We start from the raw sequence: 20,823 nt of genomic DNA, 5'->3' as shown, positions 1-20,823 counted from the left end.
AGAAGGGGGTAACCCATGAGCGAGAACGGACTGAAGGTCAGCCGTCGAGGGTTCGTGGCAGGAGCGGGTGCAGCTGCAGCTGCCGCCGGGCTGGGCCTGGCGGGATGCGCCACCCAGACGGGCGGAGAAGGGGGGCAGTCGCTGGCGAACACCTCGCCCGAGAAGATGGCCTACGATCCGAACGAGGGGGAGTGGATTCCCACGTGCTGCAACATGTGTTTCTGCAATTGCAGCATCAAGGCCCATGTCATCGACGGCGTTGTCGTGGAACTGACGGGTAATCCGGACAGCCCGATTGGCAAAGGCCACATCTGCGGCAAGGGTGCTTCGGGCATTATGCAGCTGTACGACCCCAACCGCGTGACCAAGCCCATGAAGCGAACGAATCCCGAGAAGGGCATCGGCATCGATCCGGGCTGGGAGGAGATCAGCTGGGACGAGGCCTTCGCCATTATGGACGAGAAGCTCTCGGCTGCGGCCGCCGAGTATCCCGGTGCCATCGGCAGCGCCTCCATGGTGGCCAGCCAGGCGGGCTCGCTCGTGAAGGGCATGGCGCTGGGCGCCCTGTACGGTGCCTATGAGCCGGCCAACGCCATCGCCGATTTGTGCGGCACTGGTGTGCACCAGGTCAGCTATATTTACACGGGCGCTGGCAACGCCATGCCCGACTACAAGTATTGCAACTACATCCTGCAGTTCGGCACCAATGCCGGCACGGCCACGCGCCACGGCTTCAATATGACGGCGAGCCTGTTCTCCCAGCGTCGCGCCGAAGGGCTGCGCCTGGTCAATTTCGACCCGCATATGAGCTCCTCGGGCGAGGCCGCCGACATGTGGGTGCCCATCATGCCGAGCACCGATGCGGCGGCGGCTCTGTCCATCGCCTATGTGCTGGTGCACGAACTGGATCTGATCGATCGCGATTACCTGGCCAAGCGCACCAACGGCCCGGCTCTGGTGAGCAACGCCACGGGGCGCATTCTGCGCGATCCCTCGTCCAACAAAGCGCTATACATGGATGCCGATAACCAGGTGAAGCCTTACGATCAGTGCGAGAATCCCCAGCTTGAGGGTTCCTTTGAGGCGAACGGCGAGGTGTGCACCACGGGCTTCTCGCTGTACAAGGAGCATCTGAAGAAGTACACGCCCGAGTACCAGGAGGAGATCACCACGGTACCGGCGGCCACCATTCGCCAGGTGGCGAAGGAGTTCGGCGAGGCTGCCTGCATCGGCGAGACCATCGAGATCGATGGCGTGACCTTGCCCTATCGTCCCGTGTGCGCTGACCTGTTCTCGGGGCTCACGCGCCACAAGCATGCTTTCCATGCGTGCTGGTCGGTCATCTCCCTGAACGTTTTGGTCGGCGCGACGAACTCCGTCGGTGGTCTCATCGGCTTCGATCCGGCCTGCAACGGCTGGACCGACGCGGAGCAGCCCTACGTGCAGTGGCGTCCCTCGATTTGGGAGGAGGACGGCTTCATCAACGACGTGTCGCTGATGCTGGCTTATCCCCACTCCTACTACGAGAAGGTGCGCAACGGCGACTATGCGCCCAAGGACATGTCCATGCTCGCGCTGCAGCCCATTGGCGAGGACGCGCATTTCTACAATATCGCTCAGGCTGATCCCGACATGTACCACACTCAGCCGGTGAAGGTGATGTTCGCCTACGGCTGCAATCCCATCAAGTGGTGGGGCAACCACGACGAGCAGATCAAGATCTTCAAGGACTTCGAGTACGTGATCGGCGTCGACCTCTTCCTGAACGATTCGTCGTACTTCTACGATCTGTTCCTGCCCGAGGCAAGCTACCTCGAGCGCATCGACCCGATGCCCCACTTCTTCCTGAACCATCGCGTGATCGGCGGCGTGGACATTCCATGGGCCTATCCGGTATGGCAGAAGGTCGTGGAGCCCAAGGACGGCGTCATGTCTATCTTCGAGATCATGGGCGAGCTTGCCGACCGCAAGGGCATGAACGAGGCGTACATCGGCCTTTTGAACGGCGTGTATCGCGTGAAGCCGGAGTATTCCATCCCCATGGACCAGAAGTTCAACATGGAGGGCTTCGCCGACTCGGTGACTCGCAGCGTTCTGGATGACAAGGTTGACTATGCCTGGCTGAAAGAGAACGGGGTGTACACCCATCCGCGCGATGTGGACGAGATGTACATCTGGGCCAACGACGCTCCGGGCAAGGTGCCGCTGTATTGGGACTTCATGTTCGAGGCGAAGGAGAAGATCGAGGCGGCCGTGGCCGATCTGGGCATCTACTGGGAGACTGATGACTATCAGCCCTTCCCCGATTGGAAGCCCGCGGTGGAGTGGGAGGCCTCTGACCCGGCTTTCGACCTGTTCCCCGTGTACTACACCGACGCCATCAACACCGACTCGTGGGCTTTGGAGAATCCGTACATCGACGAGATCAATATGACGAATCCCTACGCGTACGCCATTGAGATGAACGCGACGGTGGCCAAGGAGAAGGGACTGGCCGACGGCGACGCGGTGCGTCTGACCAGCCAGCACGACTCCTGGGTTGAGGGTATCGTGATGACCTCCGAGAAGATTCACCCCGCTTGCTTGGCGGTTATCGCCGGCACCTGGGGCTCGGCTTCGGAGTTCCAGCCGGCAATCAAGGGCAAGGGAACGGCTATCTCCCATCTGGTGCCCGGTCAGGATCCCAAGCGGCTCGACCATATCTGCTCGGCGCTCGACCAGACTGTTCGCGTTAAGATCGAGAAGATTTCCTAGGAGGGGATGAGTCATGACCTACGGAATGCTCATTGACTTGAAGAAGTGCATTGGCTGCCATGCCTGCAGCGTGGCCTGCAAGGAGGCTCACGGCACTCGCCCCGGCGTGCGCCGCTCCCACGTGGAGCGCGAGTGCGAGGGCTCCTATCCCGACGTGCGCATGACGGCTTATCCCATGCTGTGTATGCACTGCGAAGTGGCTCCGTGTGTTGAGGTGTGCCCGACGGGGGCTTCGGTGAAGCGCGATGACGGCATTGTGGTCATCAACAAGGATGAGTGCATCGGCTGCAAGTCGTGCATGGGGGCGTGCCCCTATGGTGCTCGGTGCTATAGCGAGGACGAGAACGGCTATTTCGGCGAAACGCTGAACGAATACGAAGAGGTTATGTATCCGACTATGCCGGCGGGCACCATGGATAAGTGCACCTTCTGTGCCGAGCGCATCGATGCCGGCGAGGGCGCCCAGCAGGCGTGTGTGGCTGCTTGCCCTGGAGGCGCTCGCGTGTTCGGTGATCTGGACGAGCTGCGAGCTCAGGCCGAGGCGGCGGGCGGATTCCAGCTGCTGCCTGAGGAGGCGACGAACCCCTCGGTTTGGTACCTCCCGAAGAACGTGAACGCCTAGGACTCGTTCGGCTTTCAAGCGGCGCCCTTCCTCCCGGGGCGCCGCTTTGCTTTTTGGGCGTTCTGTCCGACGTGGCAAACGGACGAGGGAGCTTTACGCAACCTGATACAATAGATGACCGCACGATTGCTCGAGATGAGCGCGTTACGTGCACTGGCGAGACGGCGCACCCATGGAGCGAGAATGTCCTTGGAAGGAGAAAGCCATGCAGATCCAGGCACATGAGGAAGATCTGGCGACGCAACAGGACAGTCGCGGGCAAGCTTCGTTCACCCATGGACTCATCTGCCGTTTCGACAAGGAGAAAAGCTCCATTAGGCTCGATTCCGTCATCGAGGAAGTGGTGTACGCCACGACGCTGAACGGCGTTCCCTATCGTGATATGACCTGCTCACCGTGGGATGTGCGCGAGTTGGTGATAGGCGGTCTGTTCACGTCGGGCCGCATCGACCGGTTCGATCAGATACTGGACCTGGAGATCGACGAGGAAGCGGGCACGGTGACGGTGGAGACGACGGATGATGCCGGGGCGGCTGGCTTGGTGGTCGACCGCGTGTTGTGTCCCGAGGCATCGCGTGACCGGCCGATCGAGCCGATGCTGACGGCCCAGGAGGTTTCCGAGCGCATTGAGTACTTGGAAGGCGGTTCAGAGCTGTTCCATCGTACCGGCGGTGTTCACAGCGCCGTGATGGTGGATCGCGACGGCGCGCTGGTGGCGTGGTTCGAGGACATCGGGCGCCACAATGCCTTGGACAAGCTGGCCGGTTGGTGCGTGATGAACGGCGCCGACGCATCGGATAAGATACTGCTGTTCTCGGGCCGTGTGCCACGGGAGATTATCGCGCGGGCCATTCGCATCGGCTTTCCCGTGGTTATTTCCCCGGGCGCGCCGACGAATCTCTCGATCCAGCTGGCCTGCGAGCACGGTGTGACGCTCATCGGCTTTGCCAAGAGCGGCAAGTTCAACGTCTACACCCACACCGCGCGGATCAAGTAGCTTCTACGCCATCCAGCTGGCGACGATGGGCGCCCAGCCCATGATGAGGATGATGACTACGAGCACCGGCACGCCGAAGCACATCCAGTGGTACAGCCACGCGGGGAACTTGAGCCCCGTGCCCTCGTTGGCCTCGGCGAGGAAGTTCTTCCAGCCCCAGCCCCGGCGGCTCACACAGAACAGCACGAAGACCAGCGAGCCTAAGGGCATGATGTTGCTTGACACGAGGAAGTCCTCCACGGTCTGGATGTCGCCCACGCCGGGCATGACCACGTCCGAGAGCACGTTGAAGCCCAGCGCGCAGGGCAGGGACAGCAGCGGGATGGCGATGAGGTTCACAATGACCGCCCGTTTGCGCGACCAGCCCCACTGGTCCATGGAGAAGCGCAGGATGCCCTCGAACACGGCGATGACCGTGGAGAGCGCCGCGAAGCTCATGAACACGAAGAAGAGCGTGCCCCAGACCTGGCCGAGCCACATCTGCTCGAAGACGCTCGGCAGGGTGATGAACACCAGACCCGGGCCCGAATCGGGGGCCACGCCGAAGGCGAAGCAGGCCGGGAAGATGATCAGTCCCGTGGCGAGCGCCACGCCGGTGTCCAAGGCACCGATGGTGGCCGCCTCGCCCATGAGCGAGCGGTGCTTGTCGATGTAGCTGCCGAAGATGGTCATGGAGCCCATGCCGATGGACAGGGTGAAGAACGCCTGGCCCATGGCCGCGTAGGCTGCCTCGAAGAAGGTGTCGGGGCTGGCGAAGATCTTCGAGAAGTCGGGCAGCAGGTAGAAGGACACGCCCTCGCCCGCGCCGGGCAGGGTGAGGGCTCGCACCACGAGCACGCCGAGGATGGCCAGAAGCGCGAGCATCATCACCTTCGTGACCCGCTCCACGCCCTTCTGCACGCCCATGGAGCAGATGAGGATGGCGATGGCGCAAGTGAGCACCATCCAGAACACCACCTCTGCCGGATCGGCCAGCATGGCGTTGAAGATGGCCTGGGTCTGGGCGGTATCGGCGCCGATGAACTGGCCGGTGGCCATCTTCGGCACGTAGGCGAGCATCCAGCCGGCCACGGTGGTGTAGAACATCATGAGCAGGTAGCAGCCGGCCCCGCCGATCCACTTGTACTTGTGCCAGTGGGTGCCGGCCGGCTCCAGCTCGTTGAAGGCCCGGGCTATGGAGCGCTGGGAACCGCGGCCCACGGCGAACTCCATGACAAGGATGGGTAGGCCCAGCACGAGCAGGAAGGCAAGGTAGAGCACGAGGAAGGCCGCGCCGCCGTACTCGCCGGTGATGTAGGGGAAGCGCCAGACGTTGCCCAGGCCGATGGCGCAGCCGGCCGAGATGAGGATGAAGCCGAGGCGGCTGCCGAAGCGCTCGCGTTCCATAGATGCTCCTTGGGGAAACGGGACGATGCAAAATGCCCCGAGATAGACGGTAACTCAGCCATGCTACCAGAAGAGAAGGCCCCCTTGCGTGAGAATTGTCAAGCAAGGGGGCCTTCCCGGAAATGTGATGGGCGCGCTACTTCGTGGCGTCCTTGGCCTTCGCCGCGACATCGTCAGCGGCCTCCTTGGCCTCTTCGGCCTTGGCGGCGACGGCTTCCTTGGCATCCTCGGCCTTCTCGGCCACGGCGTCCTTGGCATCGCCCGCAGCGTCCTTGGCCTTCTCAGCCGCGTCGCCCGCGGCCTTCTTCAGGTCTTCGGCCTTCTCGGCGGCGGCGTCCTTCATCTCGCCGGCCTTGTCGGCAACTTCGCCGGCCTTTTCCGCTACGGCATCCTTGATGTCGCCCGCCTTCTCGGCTGCGGCGTCTTTGAGGTCTCCGGCTTTTTCGGCCAGGTCGTGGGCACCTTCGGCGAACGCGTCCTTGATATCCTCGCCGGCATCCTTGATTTTGTCGATGAAGCTCATGGTGAATCTCCCTTCGGGGGTGGTGAAATAACCTAGTGAAATCATAGAGTTTGTTGGCACGGGTTTCGTCGCGGCCGCACCGACTGATGACGCCCCTTTGATGTTCCGTTAAGACCCCGTTGGAATGGCAGGCGCAGGACTCAGGTTTGTGACCAAAATAGGGGGAAGGGCCGCAGCCGCGCCGGGGGACAGGCCCGATGGCGTACACTATAGGGAATTGTGATTTCAACGGCATCCAAAGCGTGAAGGAGTGCCCCATGGGCTTGTTCGATCGTATCAGCGATGGCTTGAGCCGCTCGCGCCATAAATTCAAGGAGTCGATGAACGTCCTGCTCGACCGCGGCCCCGATCTGGACGAGGAGTTCTGGGAGGGGCTGGAGGAGACGCTCATCCTGTCGGACGTGGGCGGGGCTGCGGCGGCCGACATCGTGGAGCGTCTGCGCGATTTGGCCACGCGCCGGGCCCTGCCCGATGCCTACGCGGTGCTCGATCTGCTGAACGACGAGATCGCCGCCACCTTCACCGAGGGCGGCGCCGACATCCTCGGCGGCGATGCGGCCGTGGTGCTGTTCGTGGGCATCAACGGCACGGGCAAGACCACCACCGTGGGCAAGCTGGCCAAGGCCGCCACCGACGAGGGCCGCGCGGTCATCCTGGGCTCGGCCGACACCTTCCGCGCCGCCGCCATCGAGCAGCTGGAGGTGTGGGCGCGTCGCGCCGGCGTGGAGATGGTCACCCGCGAGCGCGGGGCCGATCCGGCCAGCGTGTGCTACGACACCCTGGAGCGGGCCGAGGCCAGCGGGGCCGATCTGGTGCTCATCGACACGGCCGGGCGCCTGCACACCTCCGCCGATCTCATGCGCGAGCTGGAGAAAGTGGTGAACGTGGTGCGGAAGCGCGCGAAGCTGCCCGTGTACACGGTGCTCGTCATCGATGCGACCACGGGGCAGAACGGCCTGACCCAGGCCCGTGAGTTCAACCGCGCCCTTGATCTGGACGCACTGGTGGTCACCAAGCTGGACGGCACCGCCAAGGGGGGCATTGCCCTTGCCGTGAGCCACGAGCTGGAACTGCCCATCATCAAGATCGGCGTGGGCGAGGGCATCGACGATCTGCGCGACTTCGACCCCCATGAGTTCGCCGGCGCCCTCGTGGGCACCTTCGACGAGCGCTTCGATGCCGCCGAGGATGGCCTGCGCGGCGAGAACGCCAAGGAGGCGGCCGTCACGGCCGGCGAGCGTCGCCGCGACGTGCTGGAGGGGGCGCCTGCCGAGGCGTCCGGCTCCGAAGCCGACGCTGTGCCCGAGACCGCCTCGCTCGAGACGGCCGCATTCGAGGCTGCCCCTGTTCTTGACGAGCAGGGCGATGTGGAGGAGGCCTTCGCCGAAGCAGTTGTGGAGGCTGCCGAAGAGCCGACCGATGCCGACATCCTCGAGGCCGCTCTGGGCCATCGCACCGACGAGACCATCGTGGCGGAGGATGAGGACGATGATGAGGCCCCCTTCACCGACGACGAGCTGGCCGAACTGGCCCTGGCCGCCGACGACACCGAAACCGGGCCCGAACCCGAAGCCGCCCCCGAACCCGAGAAAAGGGGCTTTTGGAAGCGCTTCTTCGAATAGCAGACAGAAGTAGAGAAGGAATCGATACCCATGCTTGAGAACCTTTCCGAACGCCTTCAGGGCATCTTCTCCGGCCTGCGGTCCAAGGGCCGTCTGACCGAGGACGACATCAACACCGCCATGCGCGAGATCCGCCTGGCTCTTCTGGAGGCCGATGTGAACTTCAAGGTGGTGAAGAACTTCGTCGCCCGCACGAAGGAGCGCTGCCTGACGGCCGAGGTGCTCGACTCGCTCACGCCGGCCCAAAACGTCGTGAAGATCGTGCTGGACGAGCTGACCGAGCTTTTGGGCCGCACCGATTCGCGTCTCGTGCTGGGCAGCCGCATCCCCAACGTCATCATGCTCGTGGGCCTGCAGGGCTCGGGCAAGACCACGGCGGCGGCCAAGCTGGCCTATCGCCTGAAGCAGGAGAATCACTCTCCGCTGCTCATCGCCGGCGACGTGTACCGCCCCGCCGCGGCTGACCAGCTGCAGACTTTAGGCGACGAGATCGGCGTGCGCGTGTACCGCGGCGACGGCACCGACCCGGTGCGCATCGCCAAAGAGGGCATCCAGGACGCCATCGACAACTTGCGCGACGTGGTCATCATCGACACGGCCGGCCGCTTGCATGTGGATGACGACATGATGGCCGAGGCCCAGGCCATCAAAGAAGCGGTGAGGCCCGACCAGATCCTCATGGTGGTGGACGCCATGACCGGCCAGGACGTGGTGAACGTGGTGGAGGCCTTCGCGAGCGCCGTGGACTTCGACGGCGTCATCATGTCGAAGATGGACGGCGACGCCCGCGGCGGCGGCGCCCTGTCCATCCGCGAGGTGACGGGCAAGCCCATCAAGTTCATTTCCTCCGGCGAGAAGCCTGATTCCCTCGAGCAGTTCCATCCCGACCGCATGGCCAAGCGCATTTTGGGCATGGGCGATGTGGTGTCGTTCATCGAGAACGCCGTGCGCATGCACGAGGCCGAGGAAGAGGAGATGGAGGCCGAGCGCCTCATGCGCGGCACTCTCACCCTGGACGACTTTGTGACCATGAACCGCCAGGTGCGCAAGATGGGCGGCGTGTCGAAGCTGGTCTCGGCCCTGCCCGGCGGCGACAAGGCCTTGGGCTCGGGGCAGGTGGATGAGGGGGCGCTTGACGCCATGGAGGTGATCATCAACTCCATGACCAAGGCCGAGCGCGCCAAGCCCGAGCTGCTCAACGGCAGTCGCCGTGCCCGCATCGCCAGGGGCGCCGGCGTCACGGTGACCGACGTGAACCAGATGATGAAGAAGTTCAACGAGACGAAGAAGATGTTCAAGCAGGCCACCGCCGGCATGGATGCCGCTGGCGCCGGTCGCGGCAAGAAGGGGAAGAAGGGCAAGGGCAAGCGCCGTCGCCTGGGCATCCCCGGCATGGGCGGCATGTCCATGAAGGACCTGAAGAAGATCCAGGACATGATGGGACAGTAGCGTGTCCCGCGGGCGCAGCAATGGGCGCGCCGTTCGGGGTCCGTTCTGAACACGAATAGGAATATCGTAACACCGCCGGTATCGCTGTGGTATTGTTACGCATTGATAAGATGTAACACCAGCGGGAGGAGTGACGGTGACTCTGACGAGACGAGACTTCATGGGCATCGCGGCGTGCGCGGCGGGGGCTTGGGGCGCATCAGCGCTCTTGGCGGGCTGCGCGGGTGCCGGGGTGCCGGCGACGAGCGGTGCCGCGGGTGCCGGTCCGAACGGGGAGAGCCAGGTGGTCGTGACCATGACCCCGTCCTCTGAGCCGGCGGCGGGATTCAACCCGCTTTTGGGCTGGGGCGCCGGCGAGCACGTGCACGAGCCGCTCATCCAGTCCACTCTCATCGCCACGGACAACGACCTGAACTTCGTGAACGACCTGGCCGTGGACTACGGCTGTTCCGAGGATGGCCTCACCTGGACCTTCGTCATCCGCGACGATGTGACCTTCACCGACGGCATGCCGCTGACGGCCGAGGACGTGGCCTTTACCATCAACGGCATCGTGAACGGGGAAGCGGCCGAGGCCGATTTGTCCTGCGTGCGCGAGGCTCGGGCCATCGACGGGGTGACCTGCGAGCTTTCCCTGGTTCGCCCGAACAACGCCCTGCTGTACACCTTGGCCGTGGTGGGCATTGTGCCGGCCCACGCCTACGGGCCCGACTACGGAGAGCATCCCATCGGCAGCGGCCGCTATATGCTGGAGCAGTGGGACCGGGGCCAGCAGGTGATTTTGCGGGCGAATCCCGACTACTACGGCGAGGCGCCGCTCATCGAGCGCGTGGTGGTGCTGTTCATGGAAGAAGACGCCTCCCTGGCCGCGGCGAGCTCGGGCTTGGCGGACGTGGCCTACACCTCGGCGGCGCTCGCCGGGGCGGTGCCGGCGGGGTATGCGCTGCTGAACTGCGCCTCGGTGGACTCCCGTGGCATCTCCCTGCCGTGTCACCCGGCGGGCACCGACGTGGTGGTGGACGGAGATATGGTCTACGAGGGCGGCAACGACGTCACCTGCGACCTTTCCGTGCGCCGTGCCCTGAACTACGGCATCGACCGCATCGCCATGATCGAGCGCGTGCTGGGGGGCTTCGGCCGGCCGGCCTATTCCGTGAGCGACGGCATGCCCTGGTCGAGCGAGGCCATGGAAGTGGCCACCGACGTTGCTGCTGCCGAGCGCCTGCTGGACGAGGCCGGCTGGCGACGGGACGGCGAGGGCGTGCGCGCTCGCGACGGGGTGCCCTGCGCCTTCGACCTGTACTATGCGGCGGGCGACTCGACCCGCCAGGCCCTGGCCTACGATTTCGCCGATCAGTGCGCCGCCCTTGGCATCGAGGTGACGCCCAAGGGGGCCAGCTGGGATGACATTTACCTGCGCCAGTACGCCGATCCGGTGCTGTGGGGCTGGGGATCGAACTCGCCGGTAGAGTTGTTCGAACTGGCCTACTCTGAGGGTTGGGGCAATTACGCCCAGTACGTCGATGCCACAGTGGACGCGAATTTGGAGGCAGCTCAGGCGGCCCGCACCGTGGAGGAGTCCTATCCCTTCTACCAGGCGGCCCAGTGGGACGCCGCTACGGAGACCGGCGTGGCTCCCAAGGGCGCCGCCACCTGGGTGTGGCTCGCCAACGTGGACCATCTCTACTTCGAGCGGGAGGGTTTGGCCGTGGCCGAGCAGAAGCCCCACCCCCACGGCCACGGTTGGTCGCTGGTGAACAATATCGACCGCTGGTCTTGGAGTTAGGGAATGATGATTCATTTCCTAACTCCGCCGACGCTGCGGTTCCGACAGACGCCTGTCGGAATCTCGCTGACTTCCTTGGGCGGACATCGAGTTTTTGGGATATATGATGGTTAAGTATATCGCATCGCAGATCGGGCGGTTCGCGCTGCTTTTGCTGGCCGTGGCCGTGGTCACCTTCGCGCTGGTGAGCCTGTCGCCGGTGGACCCGCTGCAGGCCAATGTGGGGCAGGCGGCGCTGCTCGGCATGAGCGAGGAGAAGCGGGCGGCCCTGGCGGCGTGGTGGGGTGCCGACACGCCCATGCACGAGCGGTTTATCGCCTGGGCGGGCGGCCTGCTGCAGGGCGACATGGGCACCTCGCTGCGCTACAACGCGCCCGTGGCCGACGTGATCGCCTCACGGGCGGCCAACTCGCTTGTGCTCATGGCCGCGGCCTGGGTGGTCTCCGGCATGCTGGGGTTCGCCCTCGGCGTGGCGGCGGCCCTGAACGAGGGGCGCCTCATCGACCGCTTCGTGAAGGGATATTGCTTCATCCTGGCCGCCTCGCCCACCTTCTGGGTGGGACTCTTGCTGCTCATGGTGTTCTCGGTGTGGCTCGGCTGGTTCCCCCTGGGCTTCTCGGTGCCCGTGGGCGTGGCGGCCGCCGATGTCACCTTCGCCGATGCCCTGCACCATATGGCCCTGCCCGCCATCACGCTGTCGGTGGTGGGGGTGGCCAACGTGGCCCTGCACACCCGGGCCAAGGCCCTCGACGTGCTGGCGAGCGATTACGTGCGCTTCGCCCGGGCTCGGGGGGAGCATCGCGGCCAGGCTATGGTGCGCCACGGGTTGCGGAACTTGGTACTGCCCGCGCTCACGTTGCAATGCGCACAGATAGCGGAGATATTCGGCGGCTCGGTGCTCGTGGAAGAGGTGTTCAGCTATCCCGGCCTGGGCCAGGCCGCCGTGACCGCCGGCCTCGGCGGGGATGTGGCCCTGCTGGCCGGCATCGCCCTGGTATCGGCTGCCCTCGTGTTCGCCGGCAACCTGGCCGCGAACGTCATCTACGGTCTCGTAGACCCGCGCATGCGCCCCGTGCGCAAGCTCGCCCGCGCCACGGCCGCTGTGGGTGTTCCATCCGCAGGGGCGACCTTCGGCCCGTCCGCCAGCCCGGAAGCTTCCGCCGTCGAAACCACGCCCCCAATCCCGCCCGCCTCCGACGAAAGGACCCCGCGATGACCGATGCGACGGCCCCTGTGCTGTCGGCCCCCCGGACGCGGCGCCTGCCGAACCGCCGTCGGGCCTTCGCCCTGGCCGCGGGCGGCGCGCTGCTGCTGGCCGCGGTGGTGGCGGCCGGCCTGGCGGTGTCGTCCGCGGCCCAGGCCACCGATTTCGCGGCGAAGAACCTGGCGCCTTCCCTGGCGCACCCCTTCGGCACCGACTGGATGGGCCGCGACATGTTCCTGCGCACCCTGGCCGGCCTGGCCACGAGCATCCTCGTGGGCCTCGGCGCGGCCGTGGTCTCATCGCTGGTCGCCCTTGCGCTGGCCGCTGTGGCGGCGCTGGGCCCCCGCTGGGCCGACGGCGCCGTCAGCTGGCTCACCGACCTTATGATGGGCATCCCCCACATCGTGCTGCTCATCTTGATCTCCTATGCCCTGGGGAAGGGCTTCTGGGGCGTCACCATCGGCGTGGCCCTGACCCACTGGCCGAGCCTCGCCCGTATCCTGCGGGCCGAGATACTGCAGTGCAAGAGCGCCGGCTTCGTGGCCGTGGCGCGCCAGCTGGGCGCAGGGCGGGCGGCCATTGCCGTGCGCCATATGCTGCCCTATGTGCTGCCGCAGTTCGTGGTGGGACTCGTGCTGCTGTTCCCCCACGCCATCCTCCACGAGGCCGCCATCACCTTCCTCGGCTTCGGCCTGCCGCCCGAGATGCCGGCCATCGGCATCATCCTGTCCGAGTCCATGGGGTACCTCTCGGCCGGTCTGTGGTGGCTCGCCGTGTTTCCCGGAGCGGCCCTCGTGATCTGCGTCATGCTGTTCGATGCCGTGGGATCCAGCCTGCGCAAGCTGGTCGATCCCGCCCGCGCCCAGGAATAGGGGGAGGCGATAACGACGAACGAGACCCCTAAGGTTCGGAAATCCCGCGCGATGGTCGAGCCGCGCGAGGCCCCGGCGGTCCCCGAGGCCCACGAATCCCTCGACCATCAGAGGTCGGCGATGCACCACCACCATTCCCATGCGGCGGACTCGCGCCACGGGTGCGGCCATCATCTGCTCACGGTGGAGGATCTCTCCGTGGCCTTCCGCATGTACGACGAGACGGCCGCCGAAGCGGCCCGGACGGAGAAGGCGGGTGAAGCGGAGGAGGCACCCGGCCGCCGCCCCTCGGCGTGGCGCCGCTACCTGGGGGCGCCCCAGCGGGAGGTGGAGGTCATCCACCAGTTGAACCTGTCGGTGCACGAGGGCGAGATCGTGGCCGTGGTGGGCGCCTCGGGCTCGGGCAAGACGCTGCTGGCCGATGCGGTGCTCGGTCTGTTCGAGCCCAATGCCCTCGTGCGCGGCCGCATCTGGTTCGACGGGGAGCCCATGGACGCGGCCGCCCTGGCCGCCGAGCGCGGGCGCGGCATCGCGCTTATGCCCCAGTCGGTGGCGAGCCTCGACCCGCTCATGCGGGTGGGACGCCAGGTGGAGGGGGCGCCGCGGGGCCGTCGCGCCGCCCGTCGCGCCGACGCCCGCCGCCGGGCCGAGCGCCGCCGCGAGCTGTTCGCTCGCTACGGCCTGGACGAGGGGGTGGCGCGGCTGTTTCCCCACGAGCTGTCGGGGGGCATGGCCCGGCGCGTGCTTCTGTGCTGCGCGCTTATGGGGAACCCGAAGCTCATCGTGGCCGACGAGCCCACCCCGGGCCTCGACCTGGATCTGGCCGTGCGCGCCCTGGCCGATCTGCGCGCCTTCGCCGACGGGGGCGGAGGCGTCATGCTCATCACCCACGACATCGAGCTGGCCCTCACCGTAGCCGATCGGGTAGCGGTGTTCCGCGACGGCACCGTGGTGGAGGAAACGGCCGTGGCCTCCTTCGCCGACCCCGCCCTGCTGGCCCACCCCTTCAGCCGTCAGCTCTGGCATGCCCTGCCCGAGCACGACTTCGCCGTGACCGACACCGCTGTTGAAAGGGGCGTCCCATGCTAGAGGCCCGCCGCATCGCTTTCGGCTACCCGGGCGCCCCGCTGCTCTACCGCGACTTCTCGCTTGCGGTATCCCCGGGCGAGCGGGTGCAGCTGGCCGCGCCCTCGGGCGCCGGCAAGACCACTCTCGCCCGCATCCTCGCCGGCTACGAGCGCCCGCGGGCGGGGGAGGTGCTCGTCGACGGCGCCCCGCTGCCGCGCCGGGGCGCCTGCCCCGTGCAACTGGTAGGCCAGCATCCCGAGATGACCGTGGATCCGCGCCAGCGCATGGACGCCGTGCTGGCCGAGGCGGGGGCGACTTTCGAAGAGGAGGCGCGCTTGCGGGAGCTGCTCGGCATCCAGGACCGCTGGCTGACCCGCTTTCCCCACGAGCTGTCCGGTGGCGAGCTGCAGCGCTTCTGCATCGCCCGGGCCCTGGCTGCGCGCCCGCGCTACCTCATCGCCGACGAGATATCCACCATGCTCGACGCCGTGACCCAGGCGCGCCTCTGGCAGGCGCTGCTCGCCGAGGCCGACGCCCGCGATCTCGGGATGGTGTTCGTGTCCCATTCCCCGGCGCTTTCCGCTCGCATCGCCACGCGCGTGGTGGATCTGAGCGGCGATAGATGCGGTGCCCCCGACGCCATCCGTGGATAGTTCGTGGACGGACGCTTGTCAAACCCGCATCTAAGCCGTAATATAAGCAATTGCTGTTTTCGCCGCACTGTGCGAACAGTGCTTGCGTATAGAGAAGTATCAGTAGAAGGAGTTCCATTTCATGGCAGTCAAGATTCGCCTCGCCCGCCACGGCGCCAAGAAGCGCCCGTACTACCGTATCGTCGCCGCCGATTCCCGCGCTCCGCGCGACGGCCGCTTCATCGAGGAGGTGGGCCGCTACAATCCCTGCTGCCATCCGCACCTCATCCAGTTCGACATGGAGAAGATGGAGAAGTGGCTGGCCAATGGCGCCCAGCCCACCGACACGGTGGAGCGCCTGTACAAGGCTGCCCGCGAGAACGCTTAAGCCATGGCCGAACTGACGGAAGATCTGGCAGGTCTCGTCGATTCCATCGTGCGTCCCCTCATTGAGGACGCCGACGCGCTGGATGTTGCGGCCGTCGAGGCCGAGGACGGCAGCATCGTCGTGGAGGTTCGCGTGGCCGAAGGCGACGCCGGCAAGGTCATCGGTCGTCAGGGCCGTGTCATCAAGGCCATCCGCACGTTGGCGCGCGCCGCAGCCTCGCGCTCGGGCAAGCTCGTCGATGTGGAGCTCATCGATTAAATGCGCGGCTGGATCGATATCGCCTATCTGGCGAAACCGAAGAATTTGAACGGAGGGCTCGTCGCACGGGGTGCGTCGGGCCTTCCCATTTTGCTGTACGAGGGTCTGGAAGTGGCCCTGGTGCCCCCGGTCATCGACGCGCCCCGCCGGGTGACCGTGAGCAGCGTGCAAGAGCTCTCCGACAACGAAGCCCTCATCACCTTCGCCGAGGTGGCCGATCTCACCACGGCCGAGCTGCTGGCCGGTTGCCGCTGCCTGGCGCGCGAGGCCGCCGTTGACCTCTCGGTGCTGGAAGAGGCTCAGGCCCTGCCCGATTGGGATGGCTGGCGTGTGGAAGACGTGCGGGCCGGATACGTGGGGGAGGTGGCCTCCCTCGACGAGCGCGCCACCCAGCCCCTGCTGTGCGTGCGCCGCCCCGACGGCCGCGAGACGCTGGTGCCTTTGGTGGACGCCTTCATTGAAGATGTGGACGAGGACGCGCGCCTCATTCGGCTTGCCTGCCCCGACGGCCTGCTCGATCTCTAGGGCGCGGCGCGCTCGACCCTGACGCGAAGGATGCCCATGCTCATCGAGACCCTTTCCACCTTTCCCCATATGTACGACTCGGTTATGGGCGAGTCCATGATGAAGCGCGCCCAGGAGAAGGGCATTTTGGAGTTTCGCGCCCACGATCTGCGTCATTGGACCCACGATCGCCACCGCACTACCGACGACGACCCCTATGGCGGCGGCGCCGGCCTTGTCATGAAGTGCGAGCCCATCTTCGAGGCGGTGGAGGAGATCTTAGGTCCAACGGAGGTTGGGCGCCAAGAGGGCACCGGGCGCTCCAACCGAGCGAGTTCCGCAGCGAACGAAACAGCCCAGTGGGCTGTTTCGCCGAGCGAGGACTGCCCGAGCGAATTGGAGTGCCCGGCGCCCCCGGCCGCGGGGGAGTCGCCGCAGCGGCGCTCCAAGATCGTCTTTCTCGCGCCGCAGGGGCGCACCTTCGACGACGGCTATGCCGCTGAGTTGGCCGCCGAGGACCACCTGCTGTTCATCTGCGGCCACTACGAGGGCATCGACGAGCGCGTCTACACCCTGGCCGACCATGTGATCTCCCTGGGCGATTACGTGCTCACTTCCGGCGAGCTGGCATCCATGGTGGTCATCGACGCCGTGGTGCGCAAGCTGCCCGGCGTGCTGGGGGCGCAGATGGGCCCCATCGACGAGTCCTTCACGAGCGGGCTTTTGGAATATCCCCAGTACACGCGCCCCGCGAACTTCCGCGGCCTGGAGGTGCCCCCCGTGCTGCTGTCGGGCAACCACGCCGCTGTGGCCCGTTGGCGGCGCGAGCAGAGCCTCGCCCGCACCGCCGAGAGCCGCCCCGACCTCCTGGCCGCCTTCGAGGCCGCCGGACACCTCACCAAGGCCGACCGCGCCTTCTTGGATTCCCGGATGCAGTGACCCGCCATCCCTCCGCTGACCTGAAATTTCTGTTGTCTTGCGAATGGGGGCCTTGGGCGTTGGTGGAAGCGCTATCATGGCCTTTCACGGTAATTCGCAGGCGGGGAAAGGGTTTGGTCCATACATGCACGAGCGCGATTATGCTTCTCACTCTTCGGGCTTCTTGCGCACGCTGCTGAGCGTTCTCGGCCTCATCTTCGTGGTCGTCATGCTGTCCTGGGGCCTGCGCACCTTCGTCTTCCAGGCCTACGAGATTCCCTCGGGCTCCATGGAAGAGACCATCATGCCCGGCGACATGGTCTTCTCCGAGAAGATCACCTACTACGGCAGCAGCCCGGCCCCCGGCGACATCGTCACCTTCGAGGACCCCGATCCGCTGTCGTCGGGCCGCATCCTCATCAAGCGCGTCATCGCCGTGGGCGGCCAGACCGTGGATCTGCGCGACGGCCGCGTCTACGTGGACGACGTGCTGCAGGACGAGCCCTACACGCGCGGCGAGCCGTCCTACGCGCTCACGCCCATGGCCGGCATCGACATCAGCTACCCCTACACGGTGCCCGAGGGCCGCATCTGGGTGATGGGCGACAACCGCACCAATTCCCAGGACTCCCGGTTCTTCGGCGCCGTGCGCGAGTCCTCCGTCACGGGCCGGGCCATCTTCATCTACTGGCCGCTGAGCAATCTCGGGCCCCTGTAGGCCCCTTCGCGCTTCATTCGTTGGTTCTGGAAAAGGAGAAGGAGAGCTATGAGTCTGGAAACCGCATCCCCGGCTTGCGGGGAGAAACAGCCCCCCACGTTCCAAGACGTCATCATGAACTTGCAGCGCTACTGGGCATCCACCGGTTGCGTGGTGCTGCAGCCCTACGATAACGAGGTGGGCGCCGGCACCAACGCCCCGGCCACCACGCTGCGCTCGCTCGGTCCCGACACCTGGCGCACCTGCTACGTGCAGGGCTGCCGCCGCCCCACCGACGGCCGCTACGGCGAGAACCCCAACCGCGGGCAGTTCTACTACCAGTTCCAGGTGCTGATCAAGCCCTCGCCGGAGAACATCCAGGATCTGTACCTGGGAAGCCTTAAGGCCATCGGCATCGATGTCGCCGCCCACGACGTGCGCTTCGTGGAAGACGACTGGGAGAGCCCGACGCTGGGCGCCTGGGGTCTGGGCTGGGAGATCTGGATCGACGGCATGGAGGTGACCCAGTTCACCTACTTCCAGCAGGTGGGCGGCTTCGAGTGCGACCCGGTGCCCGTGGAGATCGCCTACGGTCTGGAACGGCTCACCATGTTCGTCCAGGGCGTGGACAATATGTTCGACATCGTGTGGGCCCGCGGCGACGACGGCGTGGTGTTCACCTACGGCGACGTGTACCTGGAGAACGAGCGCGAGTACTCCAAGTATAACTTCGAGGTGGCCGACACCGAGTTTTTGTTCCAGGAATTCGCCGACCGCGAGGCCGAGTGCCTGCGCACCCTGGAGGCGAACCTGCCCCTGCCGGCCTACGATTCGGTGCTGAAGTGCTGCCACGCCTTCAACTTGCTGGACGCTCGCGGCGTCATCTCGGCCACCGAGCGCATGGCCTACATCCTGCGCGTGCGCACGCTGGCCAAGGCCTGCTGCGCCTCGTATATGGAAAACGTCGTGGGCATGAAGGTGTCCGACGTGGAAGCCGAAGACGCCGACGCGGCCCCTGGCGCCGCCGAGAAGAAGGAGGCTTAAATCATGGCCGACATCCGCACCCTCGCCTTCGAGATCGGCACCGAGGAGATTCCCGCCTTTGACCTGAAGCGCGCCACCGAGCAGTTGGCCGAGCTGGTGCCGGCGTCCCTGGATGCCGTGCGCATCCCCCACGGGGAGGTGGCCATCTACACGAGCCCGCGCCGGCTTATCGCCGTGGTGGCCGATGTGGCCGCCGAGACCGAGGCCTTAGAGGAGGTCTTCCGCGGCCCGGCCGCCAAGATCGCCTTCGATGAGGCCGGCAACCCCACCAAGGCCGCCATCGGATTTGCCCGCGGCAAGGGGCTTGACGTGGACGCCCTTGAGCGCCGCGACGAGAACGGCACCGAGTACGTGTACGCCGTGCGCAGCGTGGCCGCCCAGAGCGTGGCGGCGCTTTTGCCCGAGGTGCTGCGCGGCATCATCGACGGCATCAGCTGGCCGAAGTCCTGCCGCTGGGGCACCACCCGCGAGATGTTCTCGCGCCCGGTGCGCTGGCTGGTGGCCCTGCTCGGCGACGAGGTGATTCCCGTCCAGTACGCCGGGCTTGTGGCGGGCAACACCACCCGCGGCCACCGTTTCCTGGCCCCCGGCCCCCATACGGTGTCCTGCGCCGATGACCTGGTGTCCGTGGTGGAGGGCGCGTACGTGGTGCCTACCCAGGCGGCCCGCGAGGCCCGCATTCGTGCGGGTGTGGCGGCGGCCGAGGCGGCCACTGGATACACCGCCGAGCTGCCCGCCAAGACCCTGACCGAGGTCATCAACCTGTCCGAGTACCCTACGGTGATGGTGGGCACCTTCGACGAGGAATTCCTCAAGGTGCCCGAGGAGATCATCGTGGACGCCATGCTCATGCACCAGCGCTACTTCCCGCTGTACGACGGCGGTAAGCTGACGAACAAGTTCATCATCGTATCCAACGGCGACCCGGCCCACGAGGCCACCATCGTGGACGGCAACGAGCGCGTGGTGGCCGCCCGCCTCTACGACGCGAAGTTCTTCTACGAGGAAGATCTGAAGCAGCCCCTGGAGGCCTACGTGAGCCGTCTGGACGAGGTGGTGTTCCAAGAGACCCTGGGCACGATGCGCGACAAGACCGAGCGCGTGGTGAAGCTGTCGGCGCGCCTGGTGGCCCAGGCGGGGCTGGCCCCCGAGGAGATGCACGACATCGCACGGGCCGCCTACCTGGCCAAGGCCGACCTGGTCACGGGCGCGGTCGTCGAGTTCACGAGCGTCCAGGGCATCATGGGCAGCTACTACGCCACGGCCTCCGGCGAGCCTGAGCGCGTGGCCCGCGCCATCGCCGAGCACTACCGCCCGCGCTTCTCCGGCGATGCCATCCCCGCCGACGTGGTGGGGCAGGTGGTGGCCCTGGCCGACAAGCTGGACACCATCTGCGGCCTGTTCGCCGTGGGCGCCTCGCCCACCGGCTCGTCGGACCCCTTCGCCCTGCGCCGCGCCGCCCTGGGCGTGCTGGCCATTTTGGAGACGGGCATCGGCATCAACTTGGTGGAGGCCATCGACGGCTCCCTCATCATCTATCGAGAGGCGGGGTTGGAATTTGACAACGCCGTGGTGCGCCGGGAGATCATCGACTTCTTCATCACCCGCGAGAAGGTGGTCCTGCGCGACGGGGGCGTGAAGGCCGACACCATCGACGCGGTGCTGGCCTCACGTATCGAGGAGCCCATGGTGCTGGCCGCCCGCGCCCGCGCCCTGGAGGCCGCCCGCACCGAGCAGCCCGACACCTTCGCCGATCTGGCCATCGCCTTCGCCCGCGCCAACAACCTGCGCGATCAGAAGCTGGGCTGCGGCTACAAGGTCGCCGATCTCTCCGAGGTGGAGTGCGCCCTGTCCGAGGCCATCGTGGTGGCCGAGGAGGCCGTGGCGACCGCCCTGCGCGAGGACCGCTTCGCCGATGCGCTCGAGGCTCTGGCCGCCCTGCGCGCGCCGGTGGATCGCTTCTTCGAGACCACCATGGTCATGGACGAGGACGCGGCGGTGCGCGAGACGCGCCTGAAGCTGCTGAACCGCTTCGCCAACGTGTTCGCCCACGTGGCCGACTTCGGTCAGATGGCGAAGAAGTAGGCGCGCCGGCTCCG

Annotated in this window: 19 protein-coding genes; 17 read left to right on the top strand and 2 right to left on the bottom strand. The window is 66.1% G+C overall.

Annotation, left to right across the window (positions count from 1 at the left end):
- Positions 1–15: 15 nt before the first annotated feature.
- The 3 genes from G503_RS0108585 to fdhD all read left to right on the top strand — a co-directional run bounded on the left by G503_RS0108585 (position 16) and on the right by fdhD (position 4,373).
- Positions 16–2,754 carry a molybdopterin-dependent oxidoreductase gene (locus tag G503_RS0108585; RefSeq protein WP_028027259.1) on the top strand — a complete coding sequence of 913 codons (2,739 nt, stop codon included), beginning with the start codon at positions 16–18 and terminating at the stop codon, positions 2,752–2,754.
- A 13-nt stretch (positions 2,755–2,767) separates the two neighbouring features.
- The gene (locus G503_RS0108580; RefSeq protein ID WP_028027258.1) at positions 2,768–3,376 is read left to right on the top strand and encodes a 4Fe-4S dicluster domain-containing protein; all 609 of its coding nucleotides are present in this window, start codon (positions 2,768–2,770) and stop codon (positions 3,374–3,376) included.
- A 205-nt stretch (positions 3,377–3,581) separates the two neighbouring features.
- Positions 3,582–4,373: a formate dehydrogenase accessory sulfurtransferase FdhD gene (fdhD, locus tag G503_RS14485; RefSeq protein ID WP_051191073.1), complete on the top strand. Its 792-nt coding sequence runs from the start codon at positions 3,582–3,584 to the stop codon at positions 4,371–4,373.
- A 3-nt stretch (positions 4,374–4,376) separates the two neighbouring features.
- On the opposite strand, the gene G503_RS0108570 is transcribed toward fdhD, so the two are convergent.
- Positions 4,377–5,759 (bottom strand): sodium-dependent transporter, encoded by a 1,383-nt coding sequence (locus G503_RS0108570; RefSeq protein ID WP_028027257.1) that lies wholly within the window; start codon positions 5,757–5,759, stop codon positions 4,377–4,379.
- A gap of 136 nt (positions 5,760–5,895) precedes the next feature.
- Positions 5,896–6,282: a histone H1 family protein gene (locus tag G503_RS14480; RefSeq protein WP_169628158.1), complete on the bottom strand. Its 387-nt coding sequence runs from the start codon at positions 6,280–6,282 to the stop codon at positions 5,896–5,898.
- A 257-nt stretch (positions 6,283–6,539) separates the two neighbouring features.
- Here G503_RS14480 and ftsY point away from each other — a divergent pair, with 257 nt between their 5' ends.
- The 14 genes from ftsY (at position 6,540) to glyS (ending at position 20,809) form a co-directional block, all read left to right on the top strand.
- Positions 6,540–7,904 (top strand): signal recognition particle-docking protein FtsY, encoded by a 1,365-nt coding sequence (ftsY, locus tag G503_RS14475; RefSeq protein ID WP_235715531.1) that lies wholly within the window; start codon positions 6,540–6,542, stop codon positions 7,902–7,904.
- Positions 7,905–7,934: 30 nt separating this feature from the next.
- On the top strand, positions 7,935–9,353 hold the full coding sequence (gene ffh, locus G503_RS0108555) for a signal recognition particle protein (RefSeq protein WP_028027256.1): 1,419 nt from the start codon (positions 7,935–7,937) through the stop codon (positions 9,351–9,353).
- Between the two features lie 136 nt (positions 9,354–9,489).
- Complete coding sequence (locus tag G503_RS0108550; protein WP_235715530.1) at positions 9,490–11,139, top strand: ABC transporter substrate-binding protein; 1,650 nt, start codon at positions 9,490–9,492, stop codon at positions 11,137–11,139.
- Positions 11,140–11,245: 106 nt separating this feature from the next.
- On the top strand, positions 11,246–12,355 hold the full coding sequence (locus G503_RS14470) for an ABC transporter permease (RefSeq protein ID WP_084636455.1): 1,110 nt from the start codon (positions 11,246–11,248) through the stop codon (positions 12,353–12,355).
- Positions 12,352–13,215, top strand: coding sequence for an ABC transporter permease (locus G503_RS0108540; protein ID WP_035022516.1), 864 nt, complete (start codon positions 12,352–12,354; stop codon positions 13,213–13,215). The genes G503_RS14470 and G503_RS0108540 overlap by 4 nt, the downstream gene beginning before the upstream one ends.
- 51 nt (positions 13,216–13,266) lie before the next feature.
- A complete protein-coding gene (locus G503_RS14465) occupies positions 13,267–14,304 on the top strand; it encodes an ATP-binding cassette domain-containing protein (RefSeq protein ID WP_051191070.1) in 1,038 nt (345 codons plus the stop codon).
- Positions 14,298–14,936 (top strand): ABC transporter ATP-binding protein, encoded by a 639-nt coding sequence (locus G503_RS14460; RefSeq protein WP_051191069.1) that lies wholly within the window; start codon positions 14,298–14,300, stop codon positions 14,934–14,936. The genes G503_RS14465 and G503_RS14460 overlap by 7 nt, the downstream gene beginning before the upstream one ends.
- 121 nt (positions 14,937–15,057) lie before the next feature.
- Entirely contained in the window at positions 15,058–15,303 is a 246-nt protein-coding gene (gene rpsP / locus G503_RS0108525; protein WP_028027253.1) for a 30S ribosomal protein S16, read from the top strand.
- Between the two features lie 3 nt (positions 15,304–15,306).
- Entirely contained in the window at positions 15,307–15,561 is a 255-nt protein-coding gene (locus G503_RS0108520; RefSeq protein WP_028027252.1) for a KH domain-containing protein, read from the top strand.
- A complete protein-coding gene (locus tag G503_RS0108515) occupies positions 15,562–16,086 on the top strand; it encodes a ribosome maturation factor RimM (protein ID WP_028027251.1) in 525 nt (174 codons plus the stop codon).
- Between the two features lie 36 nt (positions 16,087–16,122).
- On the top strand, positions 16,123–17,004 hold the full coding sequence (gene trmD / locus G503_RS0108510; RefSeq protein ID WP_028027250.1) for a tRNA (guanosine(37)-N1)-methyltransferase TrmD: 882 nt from the start codon (positions 16,123–16,125) through the stop codon (positions 17,002–17,004).
- 124 nt (positions 17,005–17,128) lie between these two features.
- A complete protein-coding gene (gene lepB, locus G503_RS0108505) occupies positions 17,129–17,701 on the top strand; it encodes a signal peptidase I (RefSeq protein ID WP_028027249.1) in 573 nt (190 codons plus the stop codon).
- A gap of 48 nt (positions 17,702–17,749) precedes the next feature.
- The gene (locus G503_RS0108500) at positions 17,750–18,724 is read left to right on the top strand and encodes a glycine--tRNA ligase subunit alpha (protein ID WP_028027248.1); all 975 of its coding nucleotides are present in this window, start codon (positions 17,750–17,752) and stop codon (positions 18,722–18,724) included.
- Positions 18,725–18,727: 3 nt separating this feature from the next.
- Positions 18,728–20,809, top strand: coding sequence for a glycine--tRNA ligase subunit beta (gene glyS / locus G503_RS0108495; RefSeq protein ID WP_028027247.1), 2,082 nt, complete (start codon positions 18,728–18,730; stop codon positions 20,807–20,809).
- Positions 20,810–20,823 lie beyond the last annotated feature (14 nt).

Origin of the sequence: Adlercreutzia mucosicola DSM 19490, from assembly GCF_000422625.1 — a bacterium.
Lineage (GTDB): Bacteria > Actinomycetota > Coriobacteriia > Coriobacteriales > Eggerthellaceae > Adlercreutzia > Adlercreutzia mucosicola.
This window is presented reverse-complemented; position numbering and strand designations above follow the sequence as displayed.

Coding starts and splice junctions, on each gene's coding strand:
- G503_RS0108585 (WP_028027259.1), top strand. CDS start 16: ATGAGCGAGAACGGACTGAAGGTCAGCCGTCGAGGGTTCGTGGCAGGA.
- G503_RS0108580 (WP_028027258.1), top strand. CDS start 2,768: ATGACCTACGGAATGCTCATTGACTTGAAGAAGTGCATTGGCTGCCAT.
- fdhD (WP_051191073.1), top strand. CDS start 3,582: ATGCAGATCCAGGCACATGAGGAAGATCTGGCGACGCAACAGGACAGT.
- G503_RS0108570 (WP_028027257.1), bottom strand. CDS start 5,759: ATGGAACGCGAGCGCTTCGGCAGCCGCCTCGGCTTCATCCTCATCTCG.
- G503_RS14480 (WP_169628158.1), bottom strand. CDS start 6,282: ATGAGCTTCATCGACAAAATCAAGGATGCCGGCGAGGATATCAAGGAC.
- ftsY (WP_235715531.1), top strand. CDS start 6,540: ATGGGCTTGTTCGATCGTATCAGCGATGGCTTGAGCCGCTCGCGCCAT.
- ffh (WP_028027256.1), top strand. CDS start 7,935: ATGCTTGAGAACCTTTCCGAACGCCTTCAGGGCATCTTCTCCGGCCTG.
- G503_RS14470 (WP_084636455.1), top strand. CDS start 11,246: ATGGTTAAGTATATCGCATCGCAGATCGGGCGGTTCGCGCTGCTTTTG.
- G503_RS0108540 (WP_035022516.1), top strand. CDS start 12,352: ATGACCGATGCGACGGCCCCTGTGCTGTCGGCCCCCCGGACGCGGCGC.
- G503_RS14465 (WP_051191070.1), top strand. CDS start 13,267: ATGGTCGAGCCGCGCGAGGCCCCGGCGGTCCCCGAGGCCCACGAATCC.
- G503_RS14460 (WP_051191069.1), top strand. CDS start 14,298: ATGCTAGAGGCCCGCCGCATCGCTTTCGGCTACCCGGGCGCCCCGCTG.
- rpsP (WP_028027253.1), top strand. CDS start 15,058: ATGGCAGTCAAGATTCGCCTCGCCCGCCACGGCGCCAAGAAGCGCCCG.
- G503_RS0108520 (WP_028027252.1), top strand. CDS start 15,307: ATGGCCGAACTGACGGAAGATCTGGCAGGTCTCGTCGATTCCATCGTG.
- G503_RS0108515 (WP_028027251.1), top strand. CDS start 15,562: ATGCGCGGCTGGATCGATATCGCCTATCTGGCGAAACCGAAGAATTTG.
- trmD (WP_028027250.1), top strand. CDS start 16,123: ATGCTCATCGAGACCCTTTCCACCTTTCCCCATATGTACGACTCGGTT.
- lepB (WP_028027249.1), top strand. CDS start 17,129: ATGCACGAGCGCGATTATGCTTCTCACTCTTCGGGCTTCTTGCGCACG.
- G503_RS0108500 (WP_028027248.1), top strand. CDS start 17,750: ATGAGTCTGGAAACCGCATCCCCGGCTTGCGGGGAGAAACAGCCCCCC.
- glyS (WP_028027247.1), top strand. CDS start 18,728: ATGGCCGACATCCGCACCCTCGCCTTCGAGATCGGCACCGAGGAGATT.